Source organism: Geomicrobium sp. JCM 19055, from assembly GCF_000698185.1.
Lineage (GTDB): Bacteria > Bacillota > Bacilli > Bacillales > Marinococcaceae > Geomicrobium_A > Geomicrobium_A sediminis.
Genome location: NZ_BAXL01000002.1, coordinates 43,492 through 68,427, shown reverse-complemented (window position 1 = coordinate 68,427; position 24,936 = coordinate 43,492). Strand labels below are relative to the sequence as shown.

The window sequence follows — 24,936 nt, the reverse complement described above, 5'->3', positions numbered from 1 at the left end:
GAAAAGTGAGTTGATCTTATGGAAGAAAGTAAAATAAGAATTGTAGAACATCATAGGAAAACGATCGAATTCGTACAATCTTTGCATGCAGTAAGTGAAGACACATGGCGGATGGAACTAGGAGCTGGTCAATGGAGCGTAGCCGAAGTGATTGGTCACTTGATTCCTTGGGATGAATTTGTTTTGCAAAAGCGGATTCCCTATCTATTCACGAACGAACAACTTCCAAAAGGACCTGAAGCAATGACCTTAAACAACGCATCCGCATTCAAATCTAGAAATGAAGAAAAGAGTGCAACAATTCGTCAATTTGTTTCAGTACGATCCAATCTTCTTAACGCCATTCATGAGATTTCCAATAGCCGTTGGAAAGAAGAACTCCTTATTGGTCAAACAAGGTTGCAGTTATATGACTATTTTAATGGGCTTGCTGAACATGACCTTCACCACTTCGCTCAAGTGAAACGTGTACTCCAAAATAACTAAGGGTGAATAATTTATAATTTTCAAAACAAATCAGGAGGGATACTTATGAAACTTGATAACATTCGATTGCTCGTCTCGAACTTCGATGACTGTTTGCACTTTTATGAAACGGTTATGGGATTCTCACTTACTTGGGGCGAACGAGGTGGGAATTATGCAAGCTTTGATGTAGGAGAAGGCAGCGTGTTAGCTTTGTTCAAAAAAAGAATTAATTGCTGAGACTGTCGGAACGAAAGAACTACCAGAACAAGTAAGATCTCAGGATCCATTCATGTGTATCTTTGAAGTCTCGGATCTAGAAGAAACAGTGCGAGAGATTAAGGAACGAGGCGGGACATTCATTTCAGATATTGAAGCTATGCCGTTATGGGGTATCTCAACTGTACATTTACGAGACCCAGATGGGAATTTAATCGAATTGATTACGAAGCTACCACAAGATAAATGGGACGAATCATTAGTGGAACAACACGAGAGGTATTCTTAAACAGCTCGAATTATCTGCTTTAATTCGAGTTGTACATGTAACCAAACTCCCGATAGATCGACAATAACATCAAAGAATTAGGATGCAAGGAGGAGAAACTTCATTACACGTAAACGCGGGCTTGTAGCCGTAGCCATTCTTTTGCTTCTCATAATTATCGCCGTTATTGCCATTGCACTTTACCCTATTCAACAACTCATTACTTCTTCTACCAATCTTAGTGAAGAATCTATTGAACCGTTCTCATTGCACACTACTCTTAATGAAGAAGCCTTGCGTTCTATTGGCGAATTTGAGCGCTCCATTCAACCTAATGGCTATGGCTATCAATCTGAGAATTATTATGTTCATACGAATGACGATCATGAAATTACATCAATCTCAATCAGTGAAGAATTACAAACCTCATCTGGCATTCACATTGGCGATTCAGTTGAGGACTTGGTTGACGTTTATGGCGATGATTATTATACCTATCAAGAGATGGGCTTAGGTGATGCGATCGTATATATTGATCGCGATCACACTATAAAGCTAACGCTTTGGACAATGGATGATCATGTTCAATACATTTGGCTTTCTACGTACTAGGTTCGTCCATTCTCAAATCCTTTTTGAGAACATGAACACAAGCCTTAGAACAATAGTATATTGTACATACTAGTAGCACAGGATGCACATTAACCTGTGTTATTTTTTTGGCTTATTATCCAGTATCCTTTCAATGAATGTTTCGTTTTAATTGAAGTAACAGGCAATGAATTTCTTTATTATTATGTTGATGTTTCCCTCAAAGAAACTAATATTTATAATGCCTTGCTTTTGTGATACACTTCTCCAGCATCAAGTGCTTAATAAGGAGGGTCCAAATGCAACTTTCACCTGAAGAAAAGTCCAATCGCTATTATACGTTTTTACTAATTCTAGCAATCTTAATTATTGCATCAACGTTACGTTCACCGATGACTTCGGTTGGTCCACTCGTTCCCTTTATTCGGGAAGATCTTCAAATTTCTAACTCTACGGTTGGACTTTTAAATACGCTCCCACTCATTGCATTTGGTCTCTTTTCACCATTTGTACCTAGACTATCGAGAAAATATGGCATGGAAGTTACGTTAATGTTGGCGATGGTGATTCTATCATTTGGGATTTTCATTCGTTCAACCGGCTCTGTCTCTTTCTTATTGACAGGGACTGTGTTACTCGGAATTGGTATTGCCGTCGGTAATGTACTTATGCCTGGTTTAATAAAGATGAGTTTCCCTTATCGGATCGGTCTTATGACCGGGATCTATTCAGTCTCCATGAATGTCTTTGGTGCACTTGCATCAGGCATATCTGTACCCGTTGCATCATCGTCAATGTTTAGTTGGCAAAGCGCATTGCAACTCTGGGGAATTTTGTCTGTAGTAGCGATTATCGTACTTCTAATGCGACTGCCTGCGATCCTCTCAGAAGATAAAAAGGTGCCTGGTAAAGTCAACAATCAACCTTCTTCTGCCTTATTTAAATCAAAGATCGCTTGGGCTGTTACGTTATACATGGGCTTTCAATCGTTTATCCCATACAGCATCTTTACGTGGCTTCCTGATATGATGCTAGAAAAAGGATTTGATGCAACCGAAGCTGGGTGGTTTATGGCCATTTATCAAGCAGGTCTCATTCCAGCTACGTTTATCGTTCCGATGATTGCGGCTAAAATGCACAATCAGCGAATGCTAGCTTTATTATCTGGGGTTCTGTTGTTTACGGGTTTACTCGGAACATCCCTCTCCAGTTCCTATTTCATTCTTGTTTTTCTCATTTTAACTGGCATGGGCGCAGGCACCACGTTTAGTTTAGCGATGATGTTCTTTGTCTTGCGTACACGCACAGTAACCGAATCTGCTCAATTATCCGGAATGGCTCAATCGGTCGGTTATCTCATTGCCGCGACTGGACCGATTCTTCTAGGAACTGTTGCGCAATGGACAAATGGCTGGACAGTCCCATTCATGATTCTTATGGGTGTTGCGACTTGCATTGCATTGTTTGGTCTCGTAGCAGGTCAGAATAAACTAGTGATTGCAGATCCTAAAGGGTAACCTCTTGTACATTACGCGTAATCTTCGATAGCACAGCAGCCTTCTGCTCTGTGCTATTTGGCTTTTCAAGCTGAATACGACGCTATCCTTCATAATCACTTCCTTAGACATTACCTCTCCTTAAATAATTTACTTCTCCTGATTTTAAATAATGAGCATACACCTTTATAAAAAAAAGGCGCATAAACAGCTCCCCTCATTATCCCCATGAAAAAAATCCTTAAGTGTATTAACTCAATATGTCTTCGTATTTCAAATTGTTTTCCTTGCGGATCGAAATCCACTAAAAGCGCTCTTTGATCGAACCGATCCAATGCGATAATTAAGCACAGACTTAAAGTTTGAACGATCGTTCAAACTGTGATACTATCAATATGCTTGATTAACGAATCATTAGGAGGGAAAGAGATCGTGAAACAAAATTCGGCGGTAATCCTTACGTCCGATCATTACCATAAAAAAAGGGGTCTTAGAAAGCATTGAAAAGCTAAGATCGATGAGCAATCGAATCTATATTTTAATCGCATTTCCTTCTGACTATACGGATGATATTGCTTCAAGCTATTTATATCACGAGGTAAAACAAATTGCGGAACTTGAAACAATGAGTACCTCTTTAGATTTTCTTAGTTTTAAAGATTTCAGTCATTTAAGAAAAGAAATAGCCTTGTTTTTAGATAAAAATAATATAACCGTAGTCAGTACTCCTAGATTTAAAGAAAGTTTTTATGAAGAGCTGTTTGAAGAAAGTCTTCCTATACAACTGTATAAATATTTTTATAACATTACATTGATTTTAACTGAACATCTATCTGAAGAGCCGGACAGTCAGGATTTTGAACAAGGCATTAGGATGGTTTTAGATGACGATGGTTTGCTAGTTGATGAATCAGATACAAAAAGTGGAATAAAAGGTTTGTTTTTTTTAAATATAAACAAACAGATTTTAACAATGGCGTTTTTCTAGAAGAAGGAAAGCTTCCGAAGGTATATAGAGTAAACAATTCTGTTGCTGAAAAACCTCAACAAAATTTAATGTAAGGAGCACTGATTTGATTAAAAATAATACAAAACAAAAAAAATTCTTGATTATGCTATCGATCTATTTAAAAGAAAAGGATACGGATCTACATCAATTGAGGATTTGAGATTAGAAACAGGAATAAGCAAAGGGTTAATGTATTACCATTTCAAAAACAAAGAAGAATTATTTGTCTCATGCTTAAAATATGATACGTTACAACATTTAGATTCATGGGAAAAAAATTCACCGATCTCAAGCATCAGCAACGGAAAAATTGATAATGATAGCTGATTACCTAACAGAAGAAGATCAAAGCTCATTATCTTTTAGTATTCCTCAATTTATTGAAGAAAGTTCCAAGAGATCAGCTGAACAAAGATTTACTTTGAAAGAGCTAAATGAGGAAATCATTATCCCTGAAATCAATGTATTTAATACTATAATTGAAGATGGTATCAATACTGGCGAATTTGACGATGAATTAGATGTTTCGGAAGTTAGTATCATGCTTTACAGTAGCTTAACGAGTATGTCACTAATGAATCACTATTTACCCGATGATACAGATATAAAAAGTGTTGTGAATAACTTCATGAATCGAATGATAACAACAATGAAAACATAAAAGACCAAGCTTGGTCTTTTAAATAAAACTAATATTGAACGAACGTTCAAACGGGAGGTTGCAATGTCAATAAATAAAGTATTAATTATTGGTGCAGGAGTAAGTGGGCTTTCGACTGCTATTTTCCTTAAAAAAAGCAGGAATTAAAAGTGAGGTTTTCGAAACGTTCCCTTATACAAGGGTCGAAGAATCAAGTTTTAGGATAAATAAAAGTGGAGTGAATATATTAAATGAGTTGGGTGTACTAGATAAAATCAAAAAAAATAGCCACTCTGCTGACTCCCTACGTCTTTTAACAACTAACAATGATGAATTAGCTAAATTTAATTTAATGCAAAGAAGCAGTGCATTTAGTGATAGATCTATCTTCATGAAACGTTCTGATCTGATAGAAATATTACTAGATGAAGTAAAGCAATTAGGAATAACGATTAACTCGCATAAAAAACTCATAAAGCTCGATCAATCAGAGAATTCGGTAACCGCTTATTTTGAAGATGGAAGTAATGCGGAAGGCTCTATCATCGTTGGTGCTGACGGCTTAAATTCAACGGTAAGAAAGCAAATTTACTCTGATTCGCAAGTTAGTTACGCTAAATCCTGGGCATTATACGGATTAGCTTCTTTAGATGATATGAAAAGTGAAATTGCTACTGATCTTGAGACTGGTGACGAGATGATTTATGTTGATCAAAACTTCGCTTTATTTTTAGCAAAAAGCCATCCAACAAGTAATCTAAACCTTTCTTGGCAAGTTTCTAGTTATAATGAAAGAAAGTTACCAAAACAAGATCATGAACTTAAGAACGAAGATATTATTAAAAAAAAGATCTAATTAAAAATTTCCAAATAACAGGACCGTTAAAAGAAATTATCCTTAAAACTAAGAAAATTATTCCTAAACAACTTCATACAGTAACCAATTTACCGAGCTTCTCTAAATGGAGGGCGGTCTTGATAGGGGATGCTGCGCATGGTATAAACCCGAATACTGGATACGGTAGTACGATCGCAATGGAGGATGCCTTGTATGTTGCAAAGATGCTAAAATCATATGATTTCTTGATGCCTTTTACTTTTTCGAACACGATAGAAAAGATCGTATTCAAGCAATCCAACAATTAGTTGAAACATTTGACTTAAGTAAGGGTTTTGACTTGAGTGGTGGCTTTGATATTGGTTTATTTAGTGGATCAACATTTGATCAAAACTATAAATTAAAATGGAATGATTAAGAATAGCTTAAACAACTTATCAGATGTTCAAGTTCAAAGGAAGCTGTATTTATAGCTTCCTTTGTCTTTTTGTCTGCTTCGGTGCAGTCGGATAAATCAGACTGAAATATTGTCGTAATCATCCAATTACCTGGATCATTCATCACTATCCAAACTAAATTTCGTTACCTTTAAAAGAATAATCTTTCCATTCTTATCTGTGAATTGAATTCCACACTACCTTTTAATGGCACTTCCTAAGACATTGACTCTCTTTGCTACAAAGAAATAAACGAATACATGTACAAATAGACCTCCAATGAAAAGATTGAATAAGTTCGCAGTAGACGTAAGCGATGTAGCGAAAAATAGAATAGCTAATTGAGTATAGAGCATGATCAAGACAAACGTTAAGAAAGAATCTTTTCTCTGAAATTCTGAAATCGGATACAATGTGACACTTTGATTCAGTTCATATTGCAAAGGGGTTACTTGAGATCCAGTCATAAATAGAACTAGAAGATTAAAAACCCCTCCATTTGCTGGCATTGCATAATTAACAACGATGCCAATTGCAGTCAGTCTTAAATAAAGGTAAAAATAATCATTATGTCGTACAAACAACTGTGAGTATAAATAGACGAATGTATGGCTCCGTCTACTTGGGATGCATCTTTTCAGAATCATTGTAAGCAATCGTCTACGTCGAAAAGAACGTTTAAGATTAGGAACATCTATGAAAAAGTTAATAAATTTATAATTTCTTACTAAAGCACGTTCTTCTTCATCAATTAGCCACTGCCAATTCAACTTTCTTTTTTTTACTTGTAAAGTAAATTAAATAGACGATTTTGACACTCATTAACGCAAGTACATACATCCAATCATTTCCAAGTAAAAAGTAGCACATTACATACAGCAATAGGAACCTGTTTAACCGATGTAACACAAGTTGTACACGGTTATCTAACCATTGCTCAATCCACTTCATGAAAATGTTACAAGCAGCAACCCCCACTATAAAACTAAGAAAGAGAAGATTTATCGTCGTTACTTGCAAAAATAGAGTTAAAAATACAGTTAAGAAACTCACCAAGATAACAACATTAATCACAAAACTATACAGAATGGATTTTAAAAAAATAGTTTTTCAAACGCCATTCTAATGGCAACAAAAAGGGGATGTCTGCCCTTTTAACAAAAGTACGGACTTTTGTACGCATTAATAGGTAAGTTACAAGGAGGGATCCGATTACTTCAACAGGTAGTTGAGGAGGAACCCACTCTAGAAATAAATGAAAAAAAATAAATGAAAATACTACTCATGATCAGGAAAAAATAAAAAAACATTTGCCCCAATAATTGAATAATACCTAAACATTTTTTTGATAAAATTCCTGTACCCTTAAACCCCATATTGTTTTTATATCCATTAGTGCACCTATACCTTTATCAAATCTCTCAATCTTTATTAAGTTTTACGTAAATGACCTTTTTCCTTTATTTCCATAAAGATACTATAAACACTTTATCTACTTTGATGTCGCATTCTCCTCACTTTAAAGGATGTACCAATCCCAACGCATAAATCATTCAGTTACTTTAACTCCGCTTTATATAATCTGAATATTACCACTTCAACTAAATGAACAATTGTGATACGTTAACCAATATGGATCACCTTTCTCTTCGCAATTCACGCACATTTACAATGAACTATTTCAATTAACTAAGGAGGAACGAATATGGAACACATTCTCGTTGAAACAAAGGATGGCGTACGCACACTCAAATTGAATCGTCCGGAACGCCTAAACGCGGTAAACAGCCAATTAAGTTTAGAGATTGTACAAGCTTTCAAGGAAGCTTCACTCGATGATGAAGTACGAGCAGTCATCGTCACGGGGAATGGTCGTGGGTTCTGTGCAGGACTTGACCTTGAAGATCTCGGAAACCGAAAAGCATCCGAGAAAACACGTCATGAAACGTTAGATGATCTTGGATGGGTCGGGCATCAAGCATTGGGAATTGTTCAGTGTGATAAACCGGTGATTGCTGCCATTAATGGTGTAGCAGCTGGCGCAGGGTTTGCCCTTTCACTAGCCTGTGACATTCGCTTTATTAGTGAAAGTGCCAAAGTAACGACGGGTTATATTCGTCGAGGGTTAAGTCCAGATGCAGGAATGTCTTACTTCTTACCTCGCTTAATTGGTTATCCGAAAGCAGCAGAACTCATCTTTACGGGACGTGACATTGCGGCGCAAGAAGCAAAAGAACTGGGACTCGTAAACGATGTGTTACCGGATGACGAACTATATAACCACGCACTTAACTTAGCAAAAGAAATAGCAGCAGGACCTCCCGTTGCGATGACCTATTCGAAACGTCTCTTAACAGCAAGCAACGACATTGACCTTACTACCTTGCTCAAACAAGAATATTTACTCATTCAAAAATGTTTCCAAACTAATGACGTCCAAGAAGGTGTTCAAGCTTTTTTGGAGAAGAGAAAACCGGTTTCCAAGGTGAGTAATTACATCTTTTGTAATCGTTATCATTATTGAATAAACTGCCGAAAATACCCGACTTAATCGGGTATTTTCAAATCTCTTCTGGCAAGTGATCCTTATACATGTAAACGGCATTCGTATTGACTTTTAAAGTTACAAAAAGGACCCATTGATTGGCTCTGGAATTATCTAATCATTGATCAATTTCACGGTGTTTCCAAAAACCTTATTCAAAACTGTAGTTAAATAATAACCAGTACAAATAATAAGTAGGCTAGCAACCCCTGTCGTTGGATCAATTCCAAAACGCGCACTCGCTGAAGCAACGACATACGTTACGATAAAAGCTAGCAACATCAAAAACAATGCGCTATGTGTCTTCTTTTTCAAATTCATCACCTCCATTGTATATACAGTTACGCTTGTTACTCACTAAACGTTTCAAAGAATCTGATTTTTATTTAATCATTTACCTTGTATTACAAGATATATTCAATTATTATAAACATATACCTTGTTTAACAAGGTATATGAAAGGTGTTTATCTATGTCTCAAACACAAATGTTAAAAGGGATTATTGATGGGTGTCTTCTTGCAATTATCAACGAAGAGGAATGTTATGGATATGAAATGGCTACTCGCTTAAGCCATTATGGCTTTTCTTCAATTAGTGAAGGGACAATCTATCCTGTGCTTTTGCGATTACAAAGAGAAGAGCTTGTAACTTCTACACGTAAGAAATCAACCGCTGGACCGAAACGGAAATATTACAACTTAACTCAAAAAGGTGAGGATGAATTAGCAGTATTCTTAAGAAATTGGAATGAAATCAGCCGTAACGTAAATGCTGTCATAACTAGAGAGGTGGAGGAAGAGGGAAAATGAACGCTCATGTATTGAGTAAGGATTGTTGGCTTATACACCTTTAACAACAGATATACAGTCACTACTCGCTACTGTAATTGCTTTTGGTGTGATTATTCTTTACCTGATATTTATGAATGATGAAGACGATAAAAAGTCTTATGCTACTTAAATATAAAAAGGCATTACATAAACTATTACTAGCAAAAAAACCTTGCAACCGATCTCTTAGACTCGTTGCAAGTTTTTACTTTGATTAATATTCATTCATTATTTTTATCACTTTAGATAACTTATATGAATAATTTATTTATAAAAGATATCTCTATAAAAACACTAAAAAAGCTACTCTAAAGAAGAGTAGCTCAAACTTGTTTTACTATACAAAGGAAATATATAGTATTTTTATAATATATCATATATTGGATTCTAAATACACAGTTGAATGATATCTTTGCCACATTTATTGCCTATACCTTCATTAACTATAGTAATCTAAGAATCCTTGATGCAACGCCTCTCCAGCACGTGCAGGATATCCCGGTTGTCTCATAATTGATGCGTCACCGCTGTTCGTCAAGAACCCTAATTCAATTAATGTCGCTGGCATAGCCGTTTCTCTTAATACTACATAATCCGCAGGATCAACACGACGATACGTCATCCCAGTATCACTCACTAAACGATCTTGCATCACATTTGCAAGTCGTACACTGGCAGGGTTCGCTGATCTATGATAAAAAGTCTCCGCTCCTCTTGCCCGCGGATCTGTTGCCGCATTACCATGTACACTAATAAACAAGTCTGCATCTGCTCGGTTGGCAATGTTCGCTCGTTCAGACAAGTCAATAAAAGTATCCGTGCTTCTTGTCAGGATCACCTCAGCTCCGCTGCTTTCTAACCGCTGAGCAAGCTCTAAGGAAACTTGAAGATTTAATGTTTTCTCCACGAGTCCATTCCCTTGAGCCCCTGGATCACTCCCACCATGACCAGCATCAACGACGATTAACCTTCCTTGCAACGGTCCGGTATTGCCAGCGTGCAATCGGAGATGATCTAAGTGTGTGAATCCACTCCCGCCGTTGAAGTTTACTTCTACCCACGGACCACCGTTAACAAATTGTAAGATTTCAACTTGATCACCCGTCGTTAATCGATGGACGGTTTCATAAGACGCTCCCGGACCACTTCTCACAGAGAGACGATGGTGCGTAACGGTTGCAGTATCAATGACGTCACCCATCTCGGTTACATTCATATAATCAGCATGTGTATAGGCCACTTGACCTTCATATTCAATCTTCACCCACGGACCACCGTTGATGTATTCATAAATTAAAACGATATCACCACTGACCAAATGACCTAACGATTCACTTGATCCACTTGGTTCTGTGCGGACCGAAAGTCTTCCATTTGCATCAACAATCCCTGTCGCAATCACCTCGCCTAACTCCCCGTCATCCGGAGGTTCAGGTGGTGGTGTAATGTCTTCAATGTCGACATAATCTCGGTGTGTATAGGCAATCCCGCCATTGAATGTGAATGAAAACCATGGACCATTATTCACATATTCATGAACTTCTACTTGCGCGCCCTCGGTTAACGTACCGACCCGTGCAGCAGAACCACTCGGGTTAGAACGGATGGCGAGTGCGCGATGAGTGACTGTACCTGTGCCAATAACAGGTTCATCCTCACCTGCTACTTCAAGTTCGACGAAGTAATTACTGTGCGTGTAGGCAATGTCTCCGTTGTAACGAATACTTACCCAAGGTCCTTCCCCGAACGTTTCGAGAATCTCAAGTGCATCACCTTCAGTTGCGTTTCCAACTCGCTGACTTGAGCCACTAGCAGATTCACGAATGGCTAGATTACGATGCGTAACAATGCCAATTGAACGTGGTTCAAGTCCGTCTGCACTTTGAGGTTGAAGTTGAGAATCTTCCGGAACTTCAGCTTCCTCTTCGATCTGTTGCGATTCTTCTACTTGCTCATCATCAACCGAACCTTCATTCTCCTCTTCTTGATTCTCTGATTCTCTCTTAAGAATGAGGGCATCTTCATGGACGAATGCCAACTGACCATTGAAATCCGTTACGAACCACGGCGACCATTTCTGGTCATAGATGTTCACTTCTTCTCCATGAGATAAACTACCGATTTCTTCAGCACTTTCATAAGGCTGTGAATATACGACCATCTCTTCGCTTCTGACATTCATCGCTTCAACGACTTCACGCTCTATACTTTCTAAATAACGTTCCGCTATCATAGAACTATGTACATAACCACTTGTTCCCTCATCATTTTCTATTTCAATCCAACCGTTATCCTCCACATGCTCCATCGTAAACGGTTCATCTGACTTAACCTCACCTATAATTGCTGCTGATTCATCGGCACTTTCCCGTATTTCCAACGTCTCATGAGCAAAATGAGTCTCTTCTAATGCCTCTGTTTGAGTACTATTCGCGGTACTCAAACTCAACACGAACACCAATGTTATGGCGACTTTACAAAGCAATGAATTATAATTTCGCATACAACACCCCTTTAGGAAAAATAGACTTTAATTCCAATAAACTCCAGTAAACTTATCATACTTTATAAAATTTTACAAAAAATACATAAAATGACATTCATGACACGCCACTACACTATTTTATTCTAATAGTAAAACGTACAGTCATACTTAACTCACGGTACTTTCCTTACTGATGTCGTTATCGCCCATAACTCTACATGTCGAATTAACGTTGTTTATTCACACTACTCAAGGGTAGAAGAAACTGTAATGACAACTGAACGAAACCAATAATTTTGAGGTGTTTCCATTGCGCTTTTCTGACATACCGACCAAAAGAAAATGGTGGATGTTACTCGGTTTTCCCATCACTACAGGCATTGCCGCTTATTTATTTAGAGCAATGATTGAGGTGGGATGGCCACCGCTATCTGCAGGCATCGGGATGACGATTGGCTTTTTCATTGCAAGCTCATTAATGAGTATTTTCAAACCCGAATTAGCCGTCCAAGAAAAAGAACAAAACCCTACACGCTTCCAAAGGATCGGACGAATTGTTCTTTATACATTGCTGATAAGTGCTTTTGTCTTCGTTACGATTCGATTTCTAATTTTAGTTTAACGACGAAGATTAAACGTCAGTGCACTAGCGCTATAGCTACATGAGGGTTTAGAATCACGAACTTCAGTGGTAAAATGTGTAGTGTTTTTATTAATCTAAGGAGAATTTCGGATGAAAAAAAGGCTACTCTTTATTGCATCAACACTATTACTCGGGGGGTGTATGCAAGCACAAGAAGATATAACAAACATTTCCATCATGCACGATTTTGAAATTCCTACCGCTTTACCATTTGAAGTTGACCAGAAACAAACCATCATCGATATCCAACATGTAGATGGAATTCACCAATACATTACATCTTATGATAATGATGAAACAGGACAATTTTTAAAGTACATACTAAGCCAACATCAAACAAATGAAACATTTGTGCACGACACCTTACCTCATAATGATCGTTACGATGAAATTTTCCAACTTGATAATGGTACGATTTTATATTATTTAGAAGGCACTCAGACTCAGTCCATCTATTGGGCAGAGAAGGATAATTATGTGGCAACGTTTACGTATATGTTGAGAGATACTGACGGACTTGGGGATTATAAACTGGAAGTGGATGAACTCATTGATTTAGTCATTCAAGTACATCATAGTTAAATAAAGTTATGAACCTTCATTAACAAGGAGAGAGATCAATATGGAAAACTTCAAAGACATCAATCTTACGTTACCAACTGGTTGTGACAACGCTCCACGAAAAAAAAGTAATCATCGATCTAACGTTGGCCTTTATGGCAAATGATTCTCTTACGATTCAAGAATACTTACATCCTACCGCTGAATGGATGAAATTTGCTACGAATGAAGAATTAACTGGCATAGAAGAGATTAAACAAAATGTCGAGGCGACTCATCAACCTATACGTGATCTAACCATTGCATCAGTGATTACACACGGAAAGTTCGCATCTGTTGATGGCGTTGTTCATTTTTCTAATAACCATATCCTTTACTTTTGTGATGTTTTTACATTTACAAGCGCTTCAAATAAAGGTGTCGTAAAGGAAATTAAGTCGTATCACATAAGGAAATAAATCACTGCAATGACTAACGAATAACAAAACAAGGAGTATTTTTATGCTGCATTCTAACAACTCAGAAAGCAGAAATAAACCTCGTTTACCTATAAGAGCTTTCGTATTTTTAGGAATGCTCATCGTCTGGGTTTTAGGGTACTGGATCATGAATGGCGAATTACCACCCATGAGTTTTAACCGTGCTAACAACCGATTAATGATCATTCTTATTGCAATCATCGCAGTAGCAATTTGGTGGAGGTTTTTTTTAACAAGGGAAAAGTGTAGAATCACCATCTCTGATGAATAACAAGCTGGCCGATTTCAGAGTCAGCTACTATGCCTGAGTTTAATTACCTTCGTAGGAAGTGATTACGATGTTCTACAAGATAATATCTCTGTTCGTTATCGTTACGTTCGTTATGGCATGTTCCTCAACGCATCATAAAGATGAAGAATTGCCAATCGTTCAAGGACATGGCTCTTCTTCGACTTGGGAAGCAGAGCTTATTACAGAACATGAAGCGTCAGACGAGAGAACTTACACGATGGAGATACGCTTTAAAGAAGATACCGATCGTTTAATGGGTTATGAAATTGAGATGAATGGGCGGCTACAATCCTCTAGCCCTGGTAATAATCCAACACCAAAGGCACATCAATATCATGACATTGAACTGGAAGACTGCTATCAATTCTACATCGCTTGGCAGGACGATGATGGAAATGAACATCTTGAGGATTTTGTTGTTGAAGTGGAGGAAGTTTAGCTTAAAAGAATGATGACCGCGAGGGTGGCACCAACAAACAAACAAACAATCGTAAAAGAACTATAACTCATTTTTGTTGCTGTTCTTTTTCTTGCCTAAGCGCTTTTGTTCTATTTCAATTAACAAATCTTGAAAATAATGAAATAAAACGAATGCTAAACCTGCCAAAACAGGAAATGACAAAACACTATACACGATGAGTTCGGAGCGACTTTCATTTACCAATGAATGAACCACGGATACTGCACTAATGACAAAAGGCAAAAAGAGCACATATTGAAAGAATAACTTTTTCTTCATTTTCTCGTGAGTCGGATCCTCTGAAATAATAATCTCTCCTTCTCGCGTTTTATTGACTACATGCATTCGGGCATTAATTGCACTGGTCGTTTTGTCAGCGGTCACCTACTTTTTTATCGTTCGTAACGTAAACAAACACACGATAACGACTAGCGATGATCGCCGTTATCGTGCATCGTATGGTCATACTCTCACTCGTTCACACTAAATCAATCAAAGCGCAATCTGATTCATTCGTTCAATATTCCTAAAAGCAGCTTCAATGTAGGTATACGCTTCTTCATAATCGTCGTAGCCTATAGCGTCTGCGGCTTGAAGGTATTCTCTCGTTTCTTGAAACCATAACGTAAGCTGCTCATGTTCATGAACATACAGTTCTAATTCTGAAAGTAGTTGCGGTGTGTGGGTCAACAACAACTGAGTTCCACCCCAGCCTTTTTGAATTGCTTCATCTTCGTTACCATTTTTATAAGCAACGAGGTATTGAATATCATCCAAATACGTACGATCTTCGTCACGCAAAGGCACGATGTTTTCATGACGTTCCCCATTAGGAGAAGGATAAGCTTCTCCTAACCTCATTAATTCCTCTCTAACGAAAGAAACTCCTTGAGTACCGTATGGAACAATCATTTCAGAAGTGATGGGATCCATACGATTTAGCCCCGCTACTGGAAGCTTGGATTCTTTTTCGAATACTAAATAATTCTCATAGAACACGTAATCCTCATTGTATTCCCAACCTAAATGACCTTGAAAGTTCGAAAAATGGCTTTCTGCTTCCTCACTTGAGAGACGTCCTTCATCTGGCAACTCATATGAACGAAAAAAACATTGCAAATTCTTCATAATCACCATCATCAAACTGTGAATCTAGTGCAATGAGAGTGTCCTCATCAGCAACTACTCTTTCGTCCTCGTACTGTTCAGAAGTTGAACTAACATTTCTAGGTTCGTAGTACGTATTATTTAGCAAATAGTAATCCAAATCCCGGTACAACGACTGCAATTCTCTGACGTGGATCAGCCTCTTTTCACTATGATCGAGATCAGCAATTAACTCGTTAAATTTCTCTAAAATCGTTATCAAATCTTTTGTCACGTGCTCTTCTTCACTATGCTCAATCGCTTCCTCTAATAATGCTACTCTTCTCGCTTCAGAAACTTTGAAATTCTCTAGGTTGTAATTCTCATCTTCCCAACCATACATCGCATACCCATTCATCAATCCATGACCTGCTTGCACCGATCGCACAATCGAATGGTGCATCTGATGAACGTCAGATAAGTAGTTTAAACGATCTTCTTTCTCATCAATCTGACTCTCCAGTTCCTCATCTTGACCCTTAACTTCCGCCCCGTCAGTAGACTGATGGAAATCGAGATTCCAAATAAGGACGATCATCGCAAAGAAACCGATCGAAATCGATGTTACAAAAGCGAACTTTTTCATGCTTTTTCTCCCTTAATTAAGATGTATAATCGCATATAGATTAAGTGTACTCTAAAGACGAAGGAATATAAATATAATTTGGAATAAAAAGACAATTTTCCCATGCTAGTGATTCAAGTTGTAGGCGAACCAAACTAAAAGCAATCTTCATACGAAGATTGGCCTTTTTAGAGGGTTAACGTTCAAGTACAACTCTCGTATCAGATAAGAGATCATGGATCCCGGCTTTTTCTGGGTGTACTGCCACGACGATGTAGAGGATGTTTGTGATCCATAATACGCGATGAATAATTCTTCCTGCTACTTCACGTACGAAGACGTCTTTCCAAACGAGTCGTTGCTCATCGATACGTTCCACTTTTAAACCGAACACCATCTTGCCAAGCGTCTGCTGCCAAACTTTTGTCATGACGACAAAATATACATAGTAACTTAAGGCAAGAAGCATTCCCTGAATCGTAAACACGCCAATCGCTGGTTCGGTAGTGAACAGGAAAGCAAACAGAGGGTGAATGATGATTGAACTTATCGACACGACCACTAGAAGGTCAATTAAATATGCCCATAACCGTAGCCAAAACCCTGCATAGGTTCTCATAACTTAGCCTCCTACTGATGTAGATAGAGCATTCTTGTTGCTCTACTCTCTTCTAGGATCGTAGAAACAGGGTCTTTTGACGCCATCGGTGCAACAACATTCCACATCGAGCCTACAGTCGATCCACTCGTATAATGGGTGACCGTTGCATCCAAATCAAGCATAAGTTCCATATGTGATACCGCATCTCTTAGATCCCCTAGCTCATCAACAAGACCATTCTCTAACGCTTGATTGCCTGTGAACAATTGACCTTGAGCGAGTGTATCAATCTCTTCATCACTAAATCCTCTTCCTTCTGCAACCACTGCTGTAAAATCCTCGTACATGTCATCTGAAATCTCTTGGAGTAACGCTTCTTCCTCTTCGCTTAACGTCTGAAATGGTGACCCCATTTGTTTGTATTCACCTGATGACACACTCGTTTCAGAAATGCCCCATTCTTCGGCTAAGTCAGCGAAGTTGAGGCCTGCACTCATGACAGTGCCAATTGAACCTGTCAATGTTGCAGGGTGTGCCATAATGTAGTCCGCTCCAGCAGCAATATAGTATCCTCCTGATGCAGCCATCTCCCCCATCGACACATAGACCGGAGTATCAAACTCTTCTTTAGATCGAACCACTTGTTCATAAATTGCATTGCTAGCAACGACACTTCCACCAGGTGTATTGACCGTAATTACAATACCATCAACAAGCGGATCTTCCATCGCATCTTCTAACATCTCAAGAAACTGGCGATGATGGTACCCAACTGAGAAGAACCCATTGTTACCTCCCGTATCTTCAATGACACCATCAAGTTCCAGTACAACAATTTCTCCGTTCGAACCGTTCTTCATAACCTCTTTATTGTACATTTGATCAAAAGACAACCATTCCGATCCTTCTGCGGTTAGTACCGCGGTTACAATTTGAATCGGTATCGCAATAATTACAATTACAGCAGCGATTGCACTGGCAATCCATCGTTTTGTATTCATCGTATTTTATCCCTCTCTTCAATTCGCTTCTACATCTATCGTAATCATTGAAGTTCACATGAAGGAAACGTAGAAATCACAACGAGCTCAACTTTTATCTAATGCGTTGATCTTCTCGTAATGTTGTGATGATACACTAGTTGTACCATCGTAAAGGAGCGATACAGATGACTGAACCACGCATTTTACTTGTAGAAGACGATCCTTCCATTCGCATGATGCTCCAAAAGGTGCTGAACAAAGAAGGATTTCATATGGTAGACAGCGCAGAAACACAACGAAGAGCACTAGAGTTATGCCAAACCTATACATACGATTTTATTTTGTTAGATGTTATGTTGCCAGATGGCGATGGCTTTTCAATATGTCGCCAAATTCGCCACCTTACGTCAGCAACGATCTTTTTTTGTTAGTGCAAAAGACACCGACTTTGATAAATTATCAGGATTTGCAATCGGAGGTGATGATTACATTACAAAACCGTTTAACCCGTTAGAAATTGTAGCCCGCATTCGTGCCCGAATCGCTCGTCATACACCTGTCGTCCAACAAGAGAAACGTCGGTTTACGTATCAGCGCTTTACCATCGATGAGCGAGAAGGCACATTAACCGTATTAGGTGAACGTGTGCAGTGTCCCGCACTCGTCTTTCAATTGGTGTTATTCTTTTGCAAACATCCAAACCAGGTGTTTCATAAAGAACAGTTGTACGAACACGTTTGGGAGGACCCACTGTCCTTTGATGCCCATACAGTAACGGTACACATTCGTCGGGTGCGCGAGAAAATCGAAGCCGACCCTAGCCGCCCAACCTATATTGAGACAGTACGAGGTCTTGGCTATCGGTTTGTCCCTGATCAGGAGCCATCATGAAAGGGTTTCGATTCCGATTATGGCGCAGGTTCACTTTCCAATATTCATTAGTTCTTTTTGTTACTGCTCTTTTGCTCATGACATTTATTCTGATTTTTGGATTTTATCTTGAGACGCAAGAACGGAGAACAAACTTCTACGAAGCGGGGCTCGACAGTCTTGCCTTCTCAGTGGCAACGGACTATGCATTTGAAGGAGAACTGGCGATCAGTGATAACTTACAACAAGAAGCTGATGCTCGAAATGGTTGGTTCCAAATTGTTAGTGAAGATGGTGCCGTGCTCGATTCCTATCCGAACGGCTCAGGCTTTTCAGATTCGTACAGCATGCAAGAGCTTACGACCTTAATTGACGCAAGGACGATTGAATCACACCATGTGTACACGACGCTTTTCGAAGAGACCGATGAAACGTATTTACTCATCTACGGAGAAGAGAGGATCACCGATGAGCTTCTCGGACAATTGCAAGCAGAGGGCACAACAACGGAGGTTTTGCAGCGATTTAATGATCATTCCGCTTGGGGATATGTGTTTGATGGCGACGAATTGATTCAACAGTTGCAAGCGCCTCATTCGTTAAGAAATCCAAGTATGGGAGAGGTGCTCTTACATCAAGCACAACCAGAGCGTGTTGATGCTTATGTTCAAATCGGGGAAGCAGATGGTCTCACGTACGTCGTTTATTCTCCCATTCCAGAACTTCCTTTTCTTCCATTAAATGAAGTTGGCACAACATTAACGTGGATTGCTTTATCGATCTTAGCTCTAGCTATTCTATCGTTTATTGTCTCGATTCTTTGGTTTACACGTACATTCACAAAGCCGATCAACGGTGCAGTAGATTGGCTTGAACAGCTTGAAGACGGGAACTTCCAAGAACCGAAAACATTCGGAAAAACAAAAAAAAGGACGATGGAAACGTCCTTATCACCTCTATCAAGAGTTGTATCAATCACTGTCCAATTTATCGAATCAACTTCGAGTCAACAAAGAAAAGCGAGAAGCATTGGAAGCAAGTCGCGAAGCATGGATTGCAGGTCTATCACATGACATGAAAACACCACTCGCTTCGATCCAAGGTTACTCAATTATGCTCGCCAACGAACACTATGATTGGGAAAGCCACGAAACACAAGAAATCGGAAAAGTACTCACTGAACGATCGAACTTCATGGCGAAGCTGATTGACGACTTAAGTTTAACGTATCGCCTCGAAAGCCACGCGATGACTTTACAAAAAGAAAACGTCGATGTAGCTGAATTGCTCATAAAGAGCATTGAAGCTTTCCAACATGATGATCGTTCCATCCAGTTACAGATTGATTCATCTGTTGAAAAGGCGTATGTTGATCCAAAATGGTTCGGTCGGATGATTGAGAATCTAATCGACAACGCATTAAAGCATAACGATCAAGATACGAACATTTGGATTCGTGCTTCTATGAATGGAGACGACACCTTTACCGTGCAAGTCGCTGACAATGGGCAGGGCATGAGTCAAGAAACACTTAAGCGACTGTTTGACCGTTACTATCGTGGCAAGTCTTCACAAGAACGCTCCGTCGGTAGCGGGCTCGGAATGACAATTACAAAAGAGCTCGTCCAACACCACGGCGGTTCCATTGATGTGAGCAGCGAACTCGATGCAGGCACGACCGTCTCGCTCGTTTTGCCAGTCGGTCCAAGTATTGAAAATAAGTGATGTACACCTTGAAAGCGGAGTGTCTAGACTAGATGCTTCGCTTTTGGTTACTCATTTCACTACCCAAACGGTACAATCCGCCTCTACCCGTAAGCTATGTATCCCTTTTGAATATAGGACGATTCAAAGCTTCCTGAACGATATAAAAGACCCAAGAGGCTAGTAAACTATAGATAAAGAATGAAACTTGAACTGATATTGGTTCTCCCCCTACATTCACTACCACTACTATAATTAGCCCAATAATTGCCCCCATTATTAAGTAAGCAGCCTGCTTATACCGAAACCGATCTGCGATATACGACAAAGGTATCCCGATAACTAAATACATGACCATTGCATAGACACTTACTATGAAGAAATAATCAGTAAAACTACTGTATACATGTTCATCATGATAAGAGAAAAAAAGCAGGAATTGATAAAATCACACTCAGTAGAATGCAAGAACCAATTGTGGTGATTAGTCACATTTTACTTTTTCATTTAAAATTCCATTCGATGCATTAATTCTATAATAGTATAGAAGGTTAATTTTCTTGCTGCAATTACTTATTAACTTTAAATAATTGAAGGTGTCAGCAGTAAAAGAAAGAAGTAAGTAAACTCCATTCCTTCATATTCTCTATTCCGTTTCACATTTGATTTTCTAGAACCTGGTCATTCTCAAAGATAATCACTCAATAAGAAATGCCATGTTTCGATCATGGACGAATTGTGTTAACCGCGACAGGTTATATGAATAAATCAGTAGCCCTATCCATTATAGGTAGAGAACTTCGTGGTATTTCTTAAGAAGAAGGGGGAAATCAATTGAATTTCAAGAAATATATCAAAAAAATTATCTCTATTCTGTGCGGGCACTGCGTTATTGACTCTTGGTTTTTATTTTGCAAATGAATTTGATTCTCCATCTGTAACTGGCAGACCATCATCAGCCATTTTACTTTCAGGATTCGCAATCATGGTTGGTTTCGCAATAGGACTATTCTTAAAAGAAAAGTACAAATCAAAATCAAAATAGCTATACACTACACAATGAAACAACACTTCTCCATCAATGCCATTTATTCAAAATTTGTCATTTTATTCTTTTAACCATCTTGTAATTAATCAAGTTGACGCCCTTTCGTTCAACCGTTTGTTCACACATAACGTTGTAACCTCGTTGCTCAAAAAAAAGGCTTAGCAGTTATGCTTGCTTCTGTATGAACTGCTACAAGATTTAACCGCATTGCCTCAGATTCAAGCAGTTCAACGATCGCTGTGGCTATGCCTTGTCTTTGATAATTCTTATGAACAAAAAGGCGATCTAAATAGCCACTATAAGTTAGATCACCAAAACCAACGATTCTTTCATCAATCTTTGCAACATAGGTGATGTTTTGATTCAAGGATTCCTTCCAAGTTTTCACTTTAGATTCCTTTTCATCTTTTGGTGCCCACGCATCTACTGCTCTTTGAGAATAATCCCTTGAATTCACGGAGTGAATGGTATCGTAAAATAATGAAACAATCTCTTTCGCATCGTTTTCTTTATACCTTATTATTTTCATTTAACTATCACTCCAGATCGGTTATATAGGTAACTGCCAATAAAGGCAGTCACCTATAAATTAGATGCGCTGATAATTCTTCCCTTTAATTAAAACGATTAGGCCAATAAGAACAGCTAACAACGCAAAGCTTAGCAACACATGTTGAATCGCTATTCCTCCTTCAATGAGTGACGGAATAACGCCATATGCAATGGGGTCAAATCCATTCATTGCTAAATAAATGAGGCTCATCACACGCCCGATTAATTTTGGATCTGTCGTCTCTTGAGCCGAAGTGAAGAACGGAATCGTAACAATTGGCATCGCTAAACCGATGAAGAAAACGACAAGTGTTAGCCAAAATAAATCTGTTAGTTGACTGAATACAACTAACACAACAGCTGCCCCTAACAACCCATAAATCGAGGTTTTCCCTCTATTTTTTAATTGAACAAACCCTACAATCGTAGAACCAATGACCATGCCAATCCCTGAACTTCTAAATAGCTTAAATGAATCGGTGTCCCCCCATACAAATCAACAACAAGCGGAATCGAGACAATGATCGCTCCCATCACAAGGAAGTTATACGAAATTAAAATAGTAATACCCGTTATCAAATACTTTGATTTCAATACATAAAGCAAGCCTTCCTTTAGATCAAGAATAGGCGTATGGTGTAGTTTAGCCTCAACCGGTGCTTCTTTTATAAATGGTGGGAAAACGAGCACTGTTGAAAGGAGAACTAAAACGGTTGCGACGAAATAACTCGTTGAAACATTCCCAAATTCCATAAATACTCCAGCGAGAAGTGGCCCCATAATAAATGACACTTGATCAAAACCTTGGAAAAGGGGATTAGCTTTTTGCATTTGGTCTTTTGTAACGATTTTTGGAATCATTGACGTTTTTACGGGTCCAAAGAACGCATCAATTGTACCGAAGAAAACTGTTAAAACAAGCAATAATAGAAAAGTCATGTCATCAAAGGCAACAAAATAATAAATAATTGCTAGAATAATGACTTGTGCTAGATTGGTCGAGAACATAACCGTTGTTTTTTTTGAAGGTATCCGCCAATACGCCTCCAAAAACCATCATGATTAAACGTGGGAGGGTTGCTGCAATCAAGATTACCCCTAAGTTACTAGCCGATCCTAAGTCCGTAACGACATACCAGGTCGTTGTCGTAATAAACATGCTATAGCTAGCAATTGTAAAGAAACCAGCAAAAAGCAGTAAGACAAACGTTCGATTTCTAAATAATGACTTTGTATAATTTTGTTCCATACTCTATTCTCCTTATCAAATTAACATGAGTCAGAGAACATCCAGTGCAATCTATTATTGTTCGTAAATACATATAAAAAAAGCCCACACTTGAACACAGCATGGACTTAACGTTCTAATTTTGAACAGTAAGGCGATGTTGTCTGATGTTCTCTACTAATAAATGCAAGGGTCTTAAAATTTCGCATGCGAAATAAACTTCCGTATTTAACGGAATTTTTTAATTACCCTTTTCAATTACTGTTATTAGTTTTGAACGCTCAGTAACATGCACACACCTCACTTTTACAATGATCTCGAATAACTTAACACATGTAGTTCACGATAGCAAACTGTATAAAAACATTCATCTGCTCGTCCAATAATCAATTAAAGGACGCAAGTAGATTGTTATACCTTACTTGCGTCCTTTACACTTATAAAGCTCTGCAATCCTTCATGCAGAATCAATACACTCTAATTAGTTAGCTAACACTAAAAATGACACAAAAAAATAGCGCATAGGAGCCCATGAACCCAATCGAGAGTTTTCCTAACCTTGTATTTAATGAAAACCCTTTTGCAATTCCAACCTTAAACATATTAACGATTAAAATACAAACCGCTAGAAAAAATGATAACATTGCAATAATTAAGGCTATTTGTTCCAACATGATAACCTCCCTTAATGAAATTAATTGTACGATTAAAAGTACATTTAGCAAGCTTATGAGAACCAATAACCGATCCATTCGGAAACCATAAATTTTTCTTTCACTTAGTTCAATCTGCCAAGCATCTAAAATGCCCAATAACAGATCAACCATAACCTTAACAGAGAGCCCTGTTTGCTCTAGAACTTGCTCTAACTCCTTACCGTATCTTTTTCTCCAAATTTTAGGGTAAAGTAGATAAACCATTTCATATTAAGCCGAGCCTTTTTGAACCGAGCGTAGCGATTTTTTTGAAGTTCTTCTATTTGTTGAGTTAAATACTCACTACCCTCTTTTGTTAATTTGTAAGGTTTTTTTTACGATCTTCTGATTCGAGAACACGTATATACCCTGCCTTTTCTAAGCGTGTGATTGCTCCATATAACGTACCTGGTCCTAGATTAATATCATAATTCGATTGAATATCTTCCATAATTGCATATCCATGACGGCTTTTTTTCTGCAAGGCTTATCAATATTAACAATGATGGTTCTGAAAACTTTCCTTTTTTTTGACCATCTTTTCACTCCTTGTTTTATTACGTCAAACGTTATATCGTATAACGTAATAATAAACTATGCGTAAGCGAAAGTCAAAATGAATACTTCAAAATTTCAATTTTTTTTCGATTCATTTTGAACCACTTGTTGGACACTCGGCTTGGTCACAATCGTCTTCCTTCATTAATATAAGACTTCCAGCAACTAACTTTTCATGTTAACTTGAAGAAAATAAACAGACAGAGTTATTAAACGAATAAAATAAGAAGGGAGGTATAAAAAAATCGACATTTTACTCTGGATAACAATTGGTTTTATCCTAATTGGATTTTTTGTTCTTCTTTCTATGAAAAAAAGGTATGGAAAATAATCTTGCTTTTATAACTGCGAATAAGGAAGACGATCAACATTCATTAAAAACACGTTCTATCCTTTGGTGGATCTTGAGTGCCACAGTTTGGGGAATTGTGAGTATGGCGCTGATCGTCTGGTCATTTAATAGTTATTTTGGATAATTGCTAGTATCAAGTGTACTTAGAAATGAACTTCTAGAAATAAAAAAACCCTTTGGAATCAATTGATCCAAAGGGTTACACTTCGTAACTAATTCTTATTGTTCTTCAAGAGTACCTACAGTTGGTAAGTCTTCTAATACGTCAGTTCCATGTGGAGCTGCTTCAATTTCTTCTGTACGGTCACCACCAGCTTCTAATCCACCAGCAGGAGCGTGCTCTCCACCTTCCCATGCGTCAACACCTGTAACAT

33 protein-coding genes and 4 pseudogenes are annotated in these 24,936 nt (G+C 38.2%); 20 read left to right on the top strand and 17 right to left on the bottom strand.

From position 1 onward, the window contains the following. The first annotated feature begins 18 nt into the window (after positions 1-18). From JCM19055_RS02650 to JCM19055_RS31095, 10 genes are all read left to right on the top strand, one after another. Positions 19-486, top strand: a complete 468-nt coding sequence (locus tag JCM19055_RS02650; protein ID WP_042358405.1) for a DinB family protein — start codon at positions 19-21, stop codon at positions 484-486. A gap of 45 nt (positions 487-531) precedes the next feature. Further along, positions 532-705: a VOC family protein gene (locus JCM19055_RS26930; RefSeq protein WP_193745270.1), complete on the top strand. Its 174-nt coding sequence runs from the start codon at positions 532-534 to the stop codon at positions 703-705. Between the two features lie 52 nt (positions 706-757). Further along, the gene (locus JCM19055_RS02645) at positions 758-973 is read left to right on the top strand and encodes a VOC family protein (protein WP_042358404.1); all 216 of its coding nucleotides are present in this window, start codon (positions 758-760) and stop codon (positions 971-973) included. A gap of 141 nt (positions 974-1,114) precedes the next feature. After that, a complete protein-coding gene (locus JCM19055_RS02640; protein ID WP_042358403.1) occupies positions 1,115-1,564 on the top strand; it encodes a hypothetical protein in 450 nt (149 codons plus the stop codon). 278 nt (positions 1,565-1,842) lie between these two features. Next, positions 1,843-3,060, top strand: coding sequence for an MFS transporter (locus JCM19055_RS02635; protein ID WP_042358401.1), 1,218 nt, complete (start codon positions 1,843-1,845; stop codon positions 3,058-3,060). Positions 3,061-3,556: 496 nt separating this feature from the next. Then, positions 3,557-4,027 carry a hypothetical protein gene (locus JCM19055_RS02630; protein ID WP_042358400.1) on the top strand — a complete coding sequence of 157 codons (471 nt, stop codon included), beginning with the start codon at positions 3,557-3,559 and terminating at the stop codon, positions 4,025-4,027. 114 nt (positions 4,028-4,141) lie between these two features. Next, positions 4,142-4,375: a helix-turn-helix domain-containing protein gene (locus JCM19055_RS31100; RefSeq protein ID WP_081833388.1), complete on the top strand. Its 234-nt coding sequence runs from the start codon at positions 4,142-4,144 to the stop codon at positions 4,373-4,375. After that, positions 4,311-4,709: a TetR family transcriptional regulator C-terminal domain-containing protein gene (locus JCM19055_RS02625; RefSeq protein ID WP_370542971.1), complete on the top strand. Its 399-nt coding sequence runs from the start codon at positions 4,311-4,313 to the stop codon at positions 4,707-4,709. Before JCM19055_RS31100 ends, JCM19055_RS02625 begins: the two co-directional genes overlap by 65 nt. A 103-nt stretch (positions 4,710-4,812) precedes the next feature. Beyond that, entirely contained in the window at positions 4,813-5,544 is a 732-nt protein-coding gene (locus JCM19055_RS02620) for an NAD(P)/FAD-dependent oxidoreductase (RefSeq protein ID WP_042358397.1), read from the top strand. Beyond that, positions 5,544-5,834, top strand: a complete 291-nt coding sequence (locus JCM19055_RS31095; protein WP_152549730.1) for an FAD-dependent monooxygenase — start codon at positions 5,544-5,546, stop codon at positions 5,832-5,834. The genes JCM19055_RS02620 and JCM19055_RS31095 overlap by 1 nt, the downstream gene beginning before the upstream one ends. A gap of 326 nt (positions 5,835-6,160) precedes the next feature. On the opposite strand, the gene JCM19055_RS31090 is transcribed toward JCM19055_RS31095, so the two are convergent. The 3 genes from JCM19055_RS31090 to JCM19055_RS31085 form a co-directional block, all read right to left on the bottom strand. Further along, positions 6,161-6,733 carry an ABC transporter permease gene (locus JCM19055_RS31090; RefSeq protein ID WP_081833387.1) on the bottom strand — a complete coding sequence of 191 codons (573 nt, stop codon included), beginning with the start codon at positions 6,731-6,733 and terminating at the stop codon, positions 6,161-6,163. Next, the gene (locus JCM19055_RS28135; RefSeq protein ID WP_042358395.1) at positions 6,711-6,914 is read right to left on the bottom strand and encodes a hypothetical protein; all 204 of its coding nucleotides are present in this window, start codon (positions 6,912-6,914) and stop codon (positions 6,711-6,713) included. The genes JCM19055_RS31090 and JCM19055_RS28135 overlap by 23 nt, the downstream gene beginning before the upstream one ends. A 127-nt stretch (positions 6,915-7,041) precedes the next feature. Beyond that, positions 7,042-7,230: an ABC transporter permease gene (locus JCM19055_RS31085; protein WP_152549729.1), complete on the bottom strand. Its 189-nt coding sequence runs from the start codon at positions 7,228-7,230 to the stop codon at positions 7,042-7,044. Between the two features lie 438 nt (positions 7,231-7,668). Between JCM19055_RS31085 and JCM19055_RS02605 the strand changes: the two genes are divergently transcribed. Next, complete coding sequence (locus tag JCM19055_RS02605) at positions 7,669-8,487, top strand: enoyl-CoA hydratase/isomerase family protein (RefSeq protein ID WP_042358394.1); 819 nt, start codon at positions 7,669-7,671, stop codon at positions 8,485-8,487. Between the two features lie 135 nt (positions 8,488-8,622). Here JCM19055_RS02605 and JCM19055_RS02600 read toward each other — a convergent pair whose 3' ends face one another. Further along, complete coding sequence (locus JCM19055_RS02600) at positions 8,623-8,823, bottom strand: hypothetical protein (RefSeq protein ID WP_042358392.1); 201 nt, start codon at positions 8,821-8,823, stop codon at positions 8,623-8,625. A gap of 157 nt (positions 8,824-8,980) precedes the next feature. Between JCM19055_RS02600 and JCM19055_RS02595 the strand changes: the two genes are divergently transcribed. Beyond that, the gene (locus JCM19055_RS02595; RefSeq protein ID WP_042358391.1) at positions 8,981-9,319 is read left to right on the top strand and encodes a PadR family transcriptional regulator; all 339 of its coding nucleotides are present in this window, start codon (positions 8,981-8,983) and stop codon (positions 9,317-9,319) included. Between the two features lie 460 nt (positions 9,320-9,779). Here JCM19055_RS02595 and JCM19055_RS22425 read toward each other — a convergent pair whose 3' ends face one another. Continuing rightward, positions 9,780-11,843 carry an SH3 domain-containing protein gene (locus JCM19055_RS22425; RefSeq protein ID WP_052365815.1) on the bottom strand — a complete coding sequence of 688 codons (2,064 nt, stop codon included), beginning with the start codon at positions 11,841-11,843 and terminating at the stop codon, positions 9,780-9,782. Positions 11,844-12,135: 292 nt separating this feature from the next. On the opposite strand from JCM19055_RS22425, the gene JCM19055_RS02585 reads away from it, so the two are divergent. The 4 genes from JCM19055_RS02585 (at position 12,136) to JCM19055_RS02565 (ending at position 14,239) form a co-directional block, all read left to right on the top strand. Next, entirely contained in the window at positions 12,136-12,447 is a 312-nt protein-coding gene (locus JCM19055_RS02585) for a hypothetical protein (RefSeq protein WP_042358389.1), read from the top strand. Positions 12,448-12,558: 111 nt separating this feature from the next. Beyond that, positions 12,559-13,050 (top strand): hypothetical protein, encoded by a 492-nt coding sequence (locus JCM19055_RS02580; RefSeq protein WP_042358388.1) that lies wholly within the window; start codon positions 12,559-12,561, stop codon positions 13,048-13,050. Positions 13,051-13,184: 134 nt separating this feature from the next. Next, positions 13,185-13,487, top strand: coding sequence for a hypothetical protein (locus JCM19055_RS02575; RefSeq protein ID WP_042358387.1), 303 nt, complete (start codon positions 13,185-13,187; stop codon positions 13,485-13,487). A 359-nt stretch (positions 13,488-13,846) separates the two neighbouring features. After that, positions 13,847-14,239 carry a hypothetical protein gene (locus JCM19055_RS02565; RefSeq protein ID WP_042358384.1) on the top strand — a complete coding sequence of 131 codons (393 nt, stop codon included), beginning with the start codon at positions 13,847-13,849 and terminating at the stop codon, positions 14,237-14,239. A gap of 60 nt (positions 14,240-14,299) precedes the next feature. On the opposite strand, the gene JCM19055_RS02560 is transcribed toward JCM19055_RS02565, so the two are convergent. The 5 genes from JCM19055_RS02560 to sppA form a co-directional block, all read right to left on the bottom strand. Beyond that, positions 14,300-14,605, bottom strand: a complete 306-nt coding sequence (locus JCM19055_RS02560) for a hypothetical protein (protein ID WP_265181696.1) — start codon at positions 14,603-14,605, stop codon at positions 14,300-14,302. Between the two features lie 147 nt (positions 14,606-14,752). Next, entirely contained in the window at positions 14,753-15,352 is a 600-nt protein-coding gene (locus JCM19055_RS02555) for a hypothetical protein (RefSeq protein ID WP_265181695.1), read from the bottom strand. A gap of 1 nt (position 15,353) precedes the next feature. After that, complete coding sequence (locus JCM19055_RS02550) at positions 15,354-15,992, bottom strand: hypothetical protein (RefSeq protein WP_042358381.1); 639 nt, start codon at positions 15,990-15,992, stop codon at positions 15,354-15,356. 175 nt (positions 15,993-16,167) lie between these two features. Further along, entirely contained in the window at positions 16,168-16,590 is a 423-nt protein-coding gene (locus JCM19055_RS02545; RefSeq protein ID WP_042358380.1) for an RDD family protein, read from the bottom strand. A gap of 11 nt (positions 16,591-16,601) precedes the next feature. Beyond that, positions 16,602-17,573 carry a signal peptide peptidase SppA gene (gene sppA, locus JCM19055_RS02540; protein WP_042358378.1) on the bottom strand — a complete coding sequence of 324 codons (972 nt, stop codon included), beginning with the start codon at positions 17,571-17,573 and terminating at the stop codon, positions 16,602-16,604. 167 nt (positions 17,574-17,740) lie between these two features. Here sppA and JCM19055_RS02535 point away from each other — a divergent pair. The 3 genes and pseudogenes from JCM19055_RS02535 (at position 17,741) to JCM19055_RS02525 (ending at position 20,150) form a co-directional block, all read left to right on the top strand. Next, positions 17,741-18,446 (top strand): annotated as a pseudogene (locus tag JCM19055_RS02535) (response regulator transcription factor). Continuing rightward, entirely contained in the window at positions 18,443-19,498 is a 1,056-nt protein-coding gene (locus JCM19055_RS02530; protein WP_042358377.1) for a hypothetical protein, read from the top strand. The pseudogene JCM19055_RS02535 and the gene JCM19055_RS02530 overlap by 4 nt, the downstream one beginning before the upstream one ends. Then, complete coding sequence (locus tag JCM19055_RS02525) at positions 19,455-20,150, top strand: sensor histidine kinase KdpD (RefSeq protein WP_042358376.1); 696 nt, start codon at positions 19,455-19,457, stop codon at positions 20,148-20,150. Before JCM19055_RS02530 ends, JCM19055_RS02525 begins: the two co-directional genes overlap by 44 nt. A gap of 1,081 nt (positions 20,151-21,231) precedes the next feature. Here JCM19055_RS02525 and JCM19055_RS02515 read toward each other — a convergent pair. From JCM19055_RS02515 to JCM19055_RS28115, 6 genes and pseudogenes are all read right to left on the bottom strand, one after another. Further along, positions 21,232-21,706 (bottom strand): annotated as a pseudogene (locus tag JCM19055_RS02515) (GNAT family N-acetyltransferase). A 60-nt stretch (positions 21,707-21,766) separates the two neighbouring features. Further along, entirely contained in the window at positions 21,767-22,171 is a 405-nt protein-coding gene (locus JCM19055_RS28130) for a hypothetical protein (RefSeq protein ID WP_265181694.1), read from the bottom strand. Next, complete coding sequence (locus JCM19055_RS28125; protein ID WP_265181693.1) at positions 22,147-22,737, bottom strand: MFS transporter; 591 nt, start codon at positions 22,735-22,737, stop codon at positions 22,147-22,149. Before JCM19055_RS28125 ends, JCM19055_RS28130 begins: the two co-directional genes overlap by 25 nt. Further along, positions 22,673-22,978, bottom strand: a complete 306-nt coding sequence (locus JCM19055_RS28120) for an MFS transporter (RefSeq protein ID WP_265181692.1) — start codon at positions 22,976-22,978, stop codon at positions 22,673-22,675. The genes JCM19055_RS28125 and JCM19055_RS28120 overlap by 65 nt, the downstream gene beginning before the upstream one ends. A gap of 464 nt (positions 22,979-23,442) precedes the next feature. Further along, positions 23,443-23,877, bottom strand: coding sequence for a hypothetical protein (locus tag JCM19055_RS02505; RefSeq protein WP_265181691.1), 435 nt, complete (start codon positions 23,875-23,877; stop codon positions 23,443-23,445). Positions 23,878-23,968: 91 nt separating this feature from the next. Continuing rightward, complete coding sequence (locus JCM19055_RS28115) at positions 23,969-24,103, bottom strand: hypothetical protein (protein WP_265181690.1); 135 nt, start codon at positions 24,101-24,103, stop codon at positions 23,969-23,971. A 351-nt stretch (positions 24,104-24,454) separates the two neighbouring features. Here JCM19055_RS28115 and JCM19055_RS25075 point away from each other — a divergent pair. Next, a pseudogene (locus JCM19055_RS25075) lies at positions 24,455-24,686 on the top strand (hypothetical protein). 95 nt (positions 24,687-24,781) lie between these two features. On the opposite strand, the pseudogene JCM19055_RS28110 reads toward JCM19055_RS25075, so the two are convergent. Then, positions 24,782-24,913: pseudogene (locus JCM19055_RS28110) on the bottom strand (hypothetical protein); the annotation flags it as partial. Positions 24,914-24,936 lie beyond the last annotated feature (23 nt).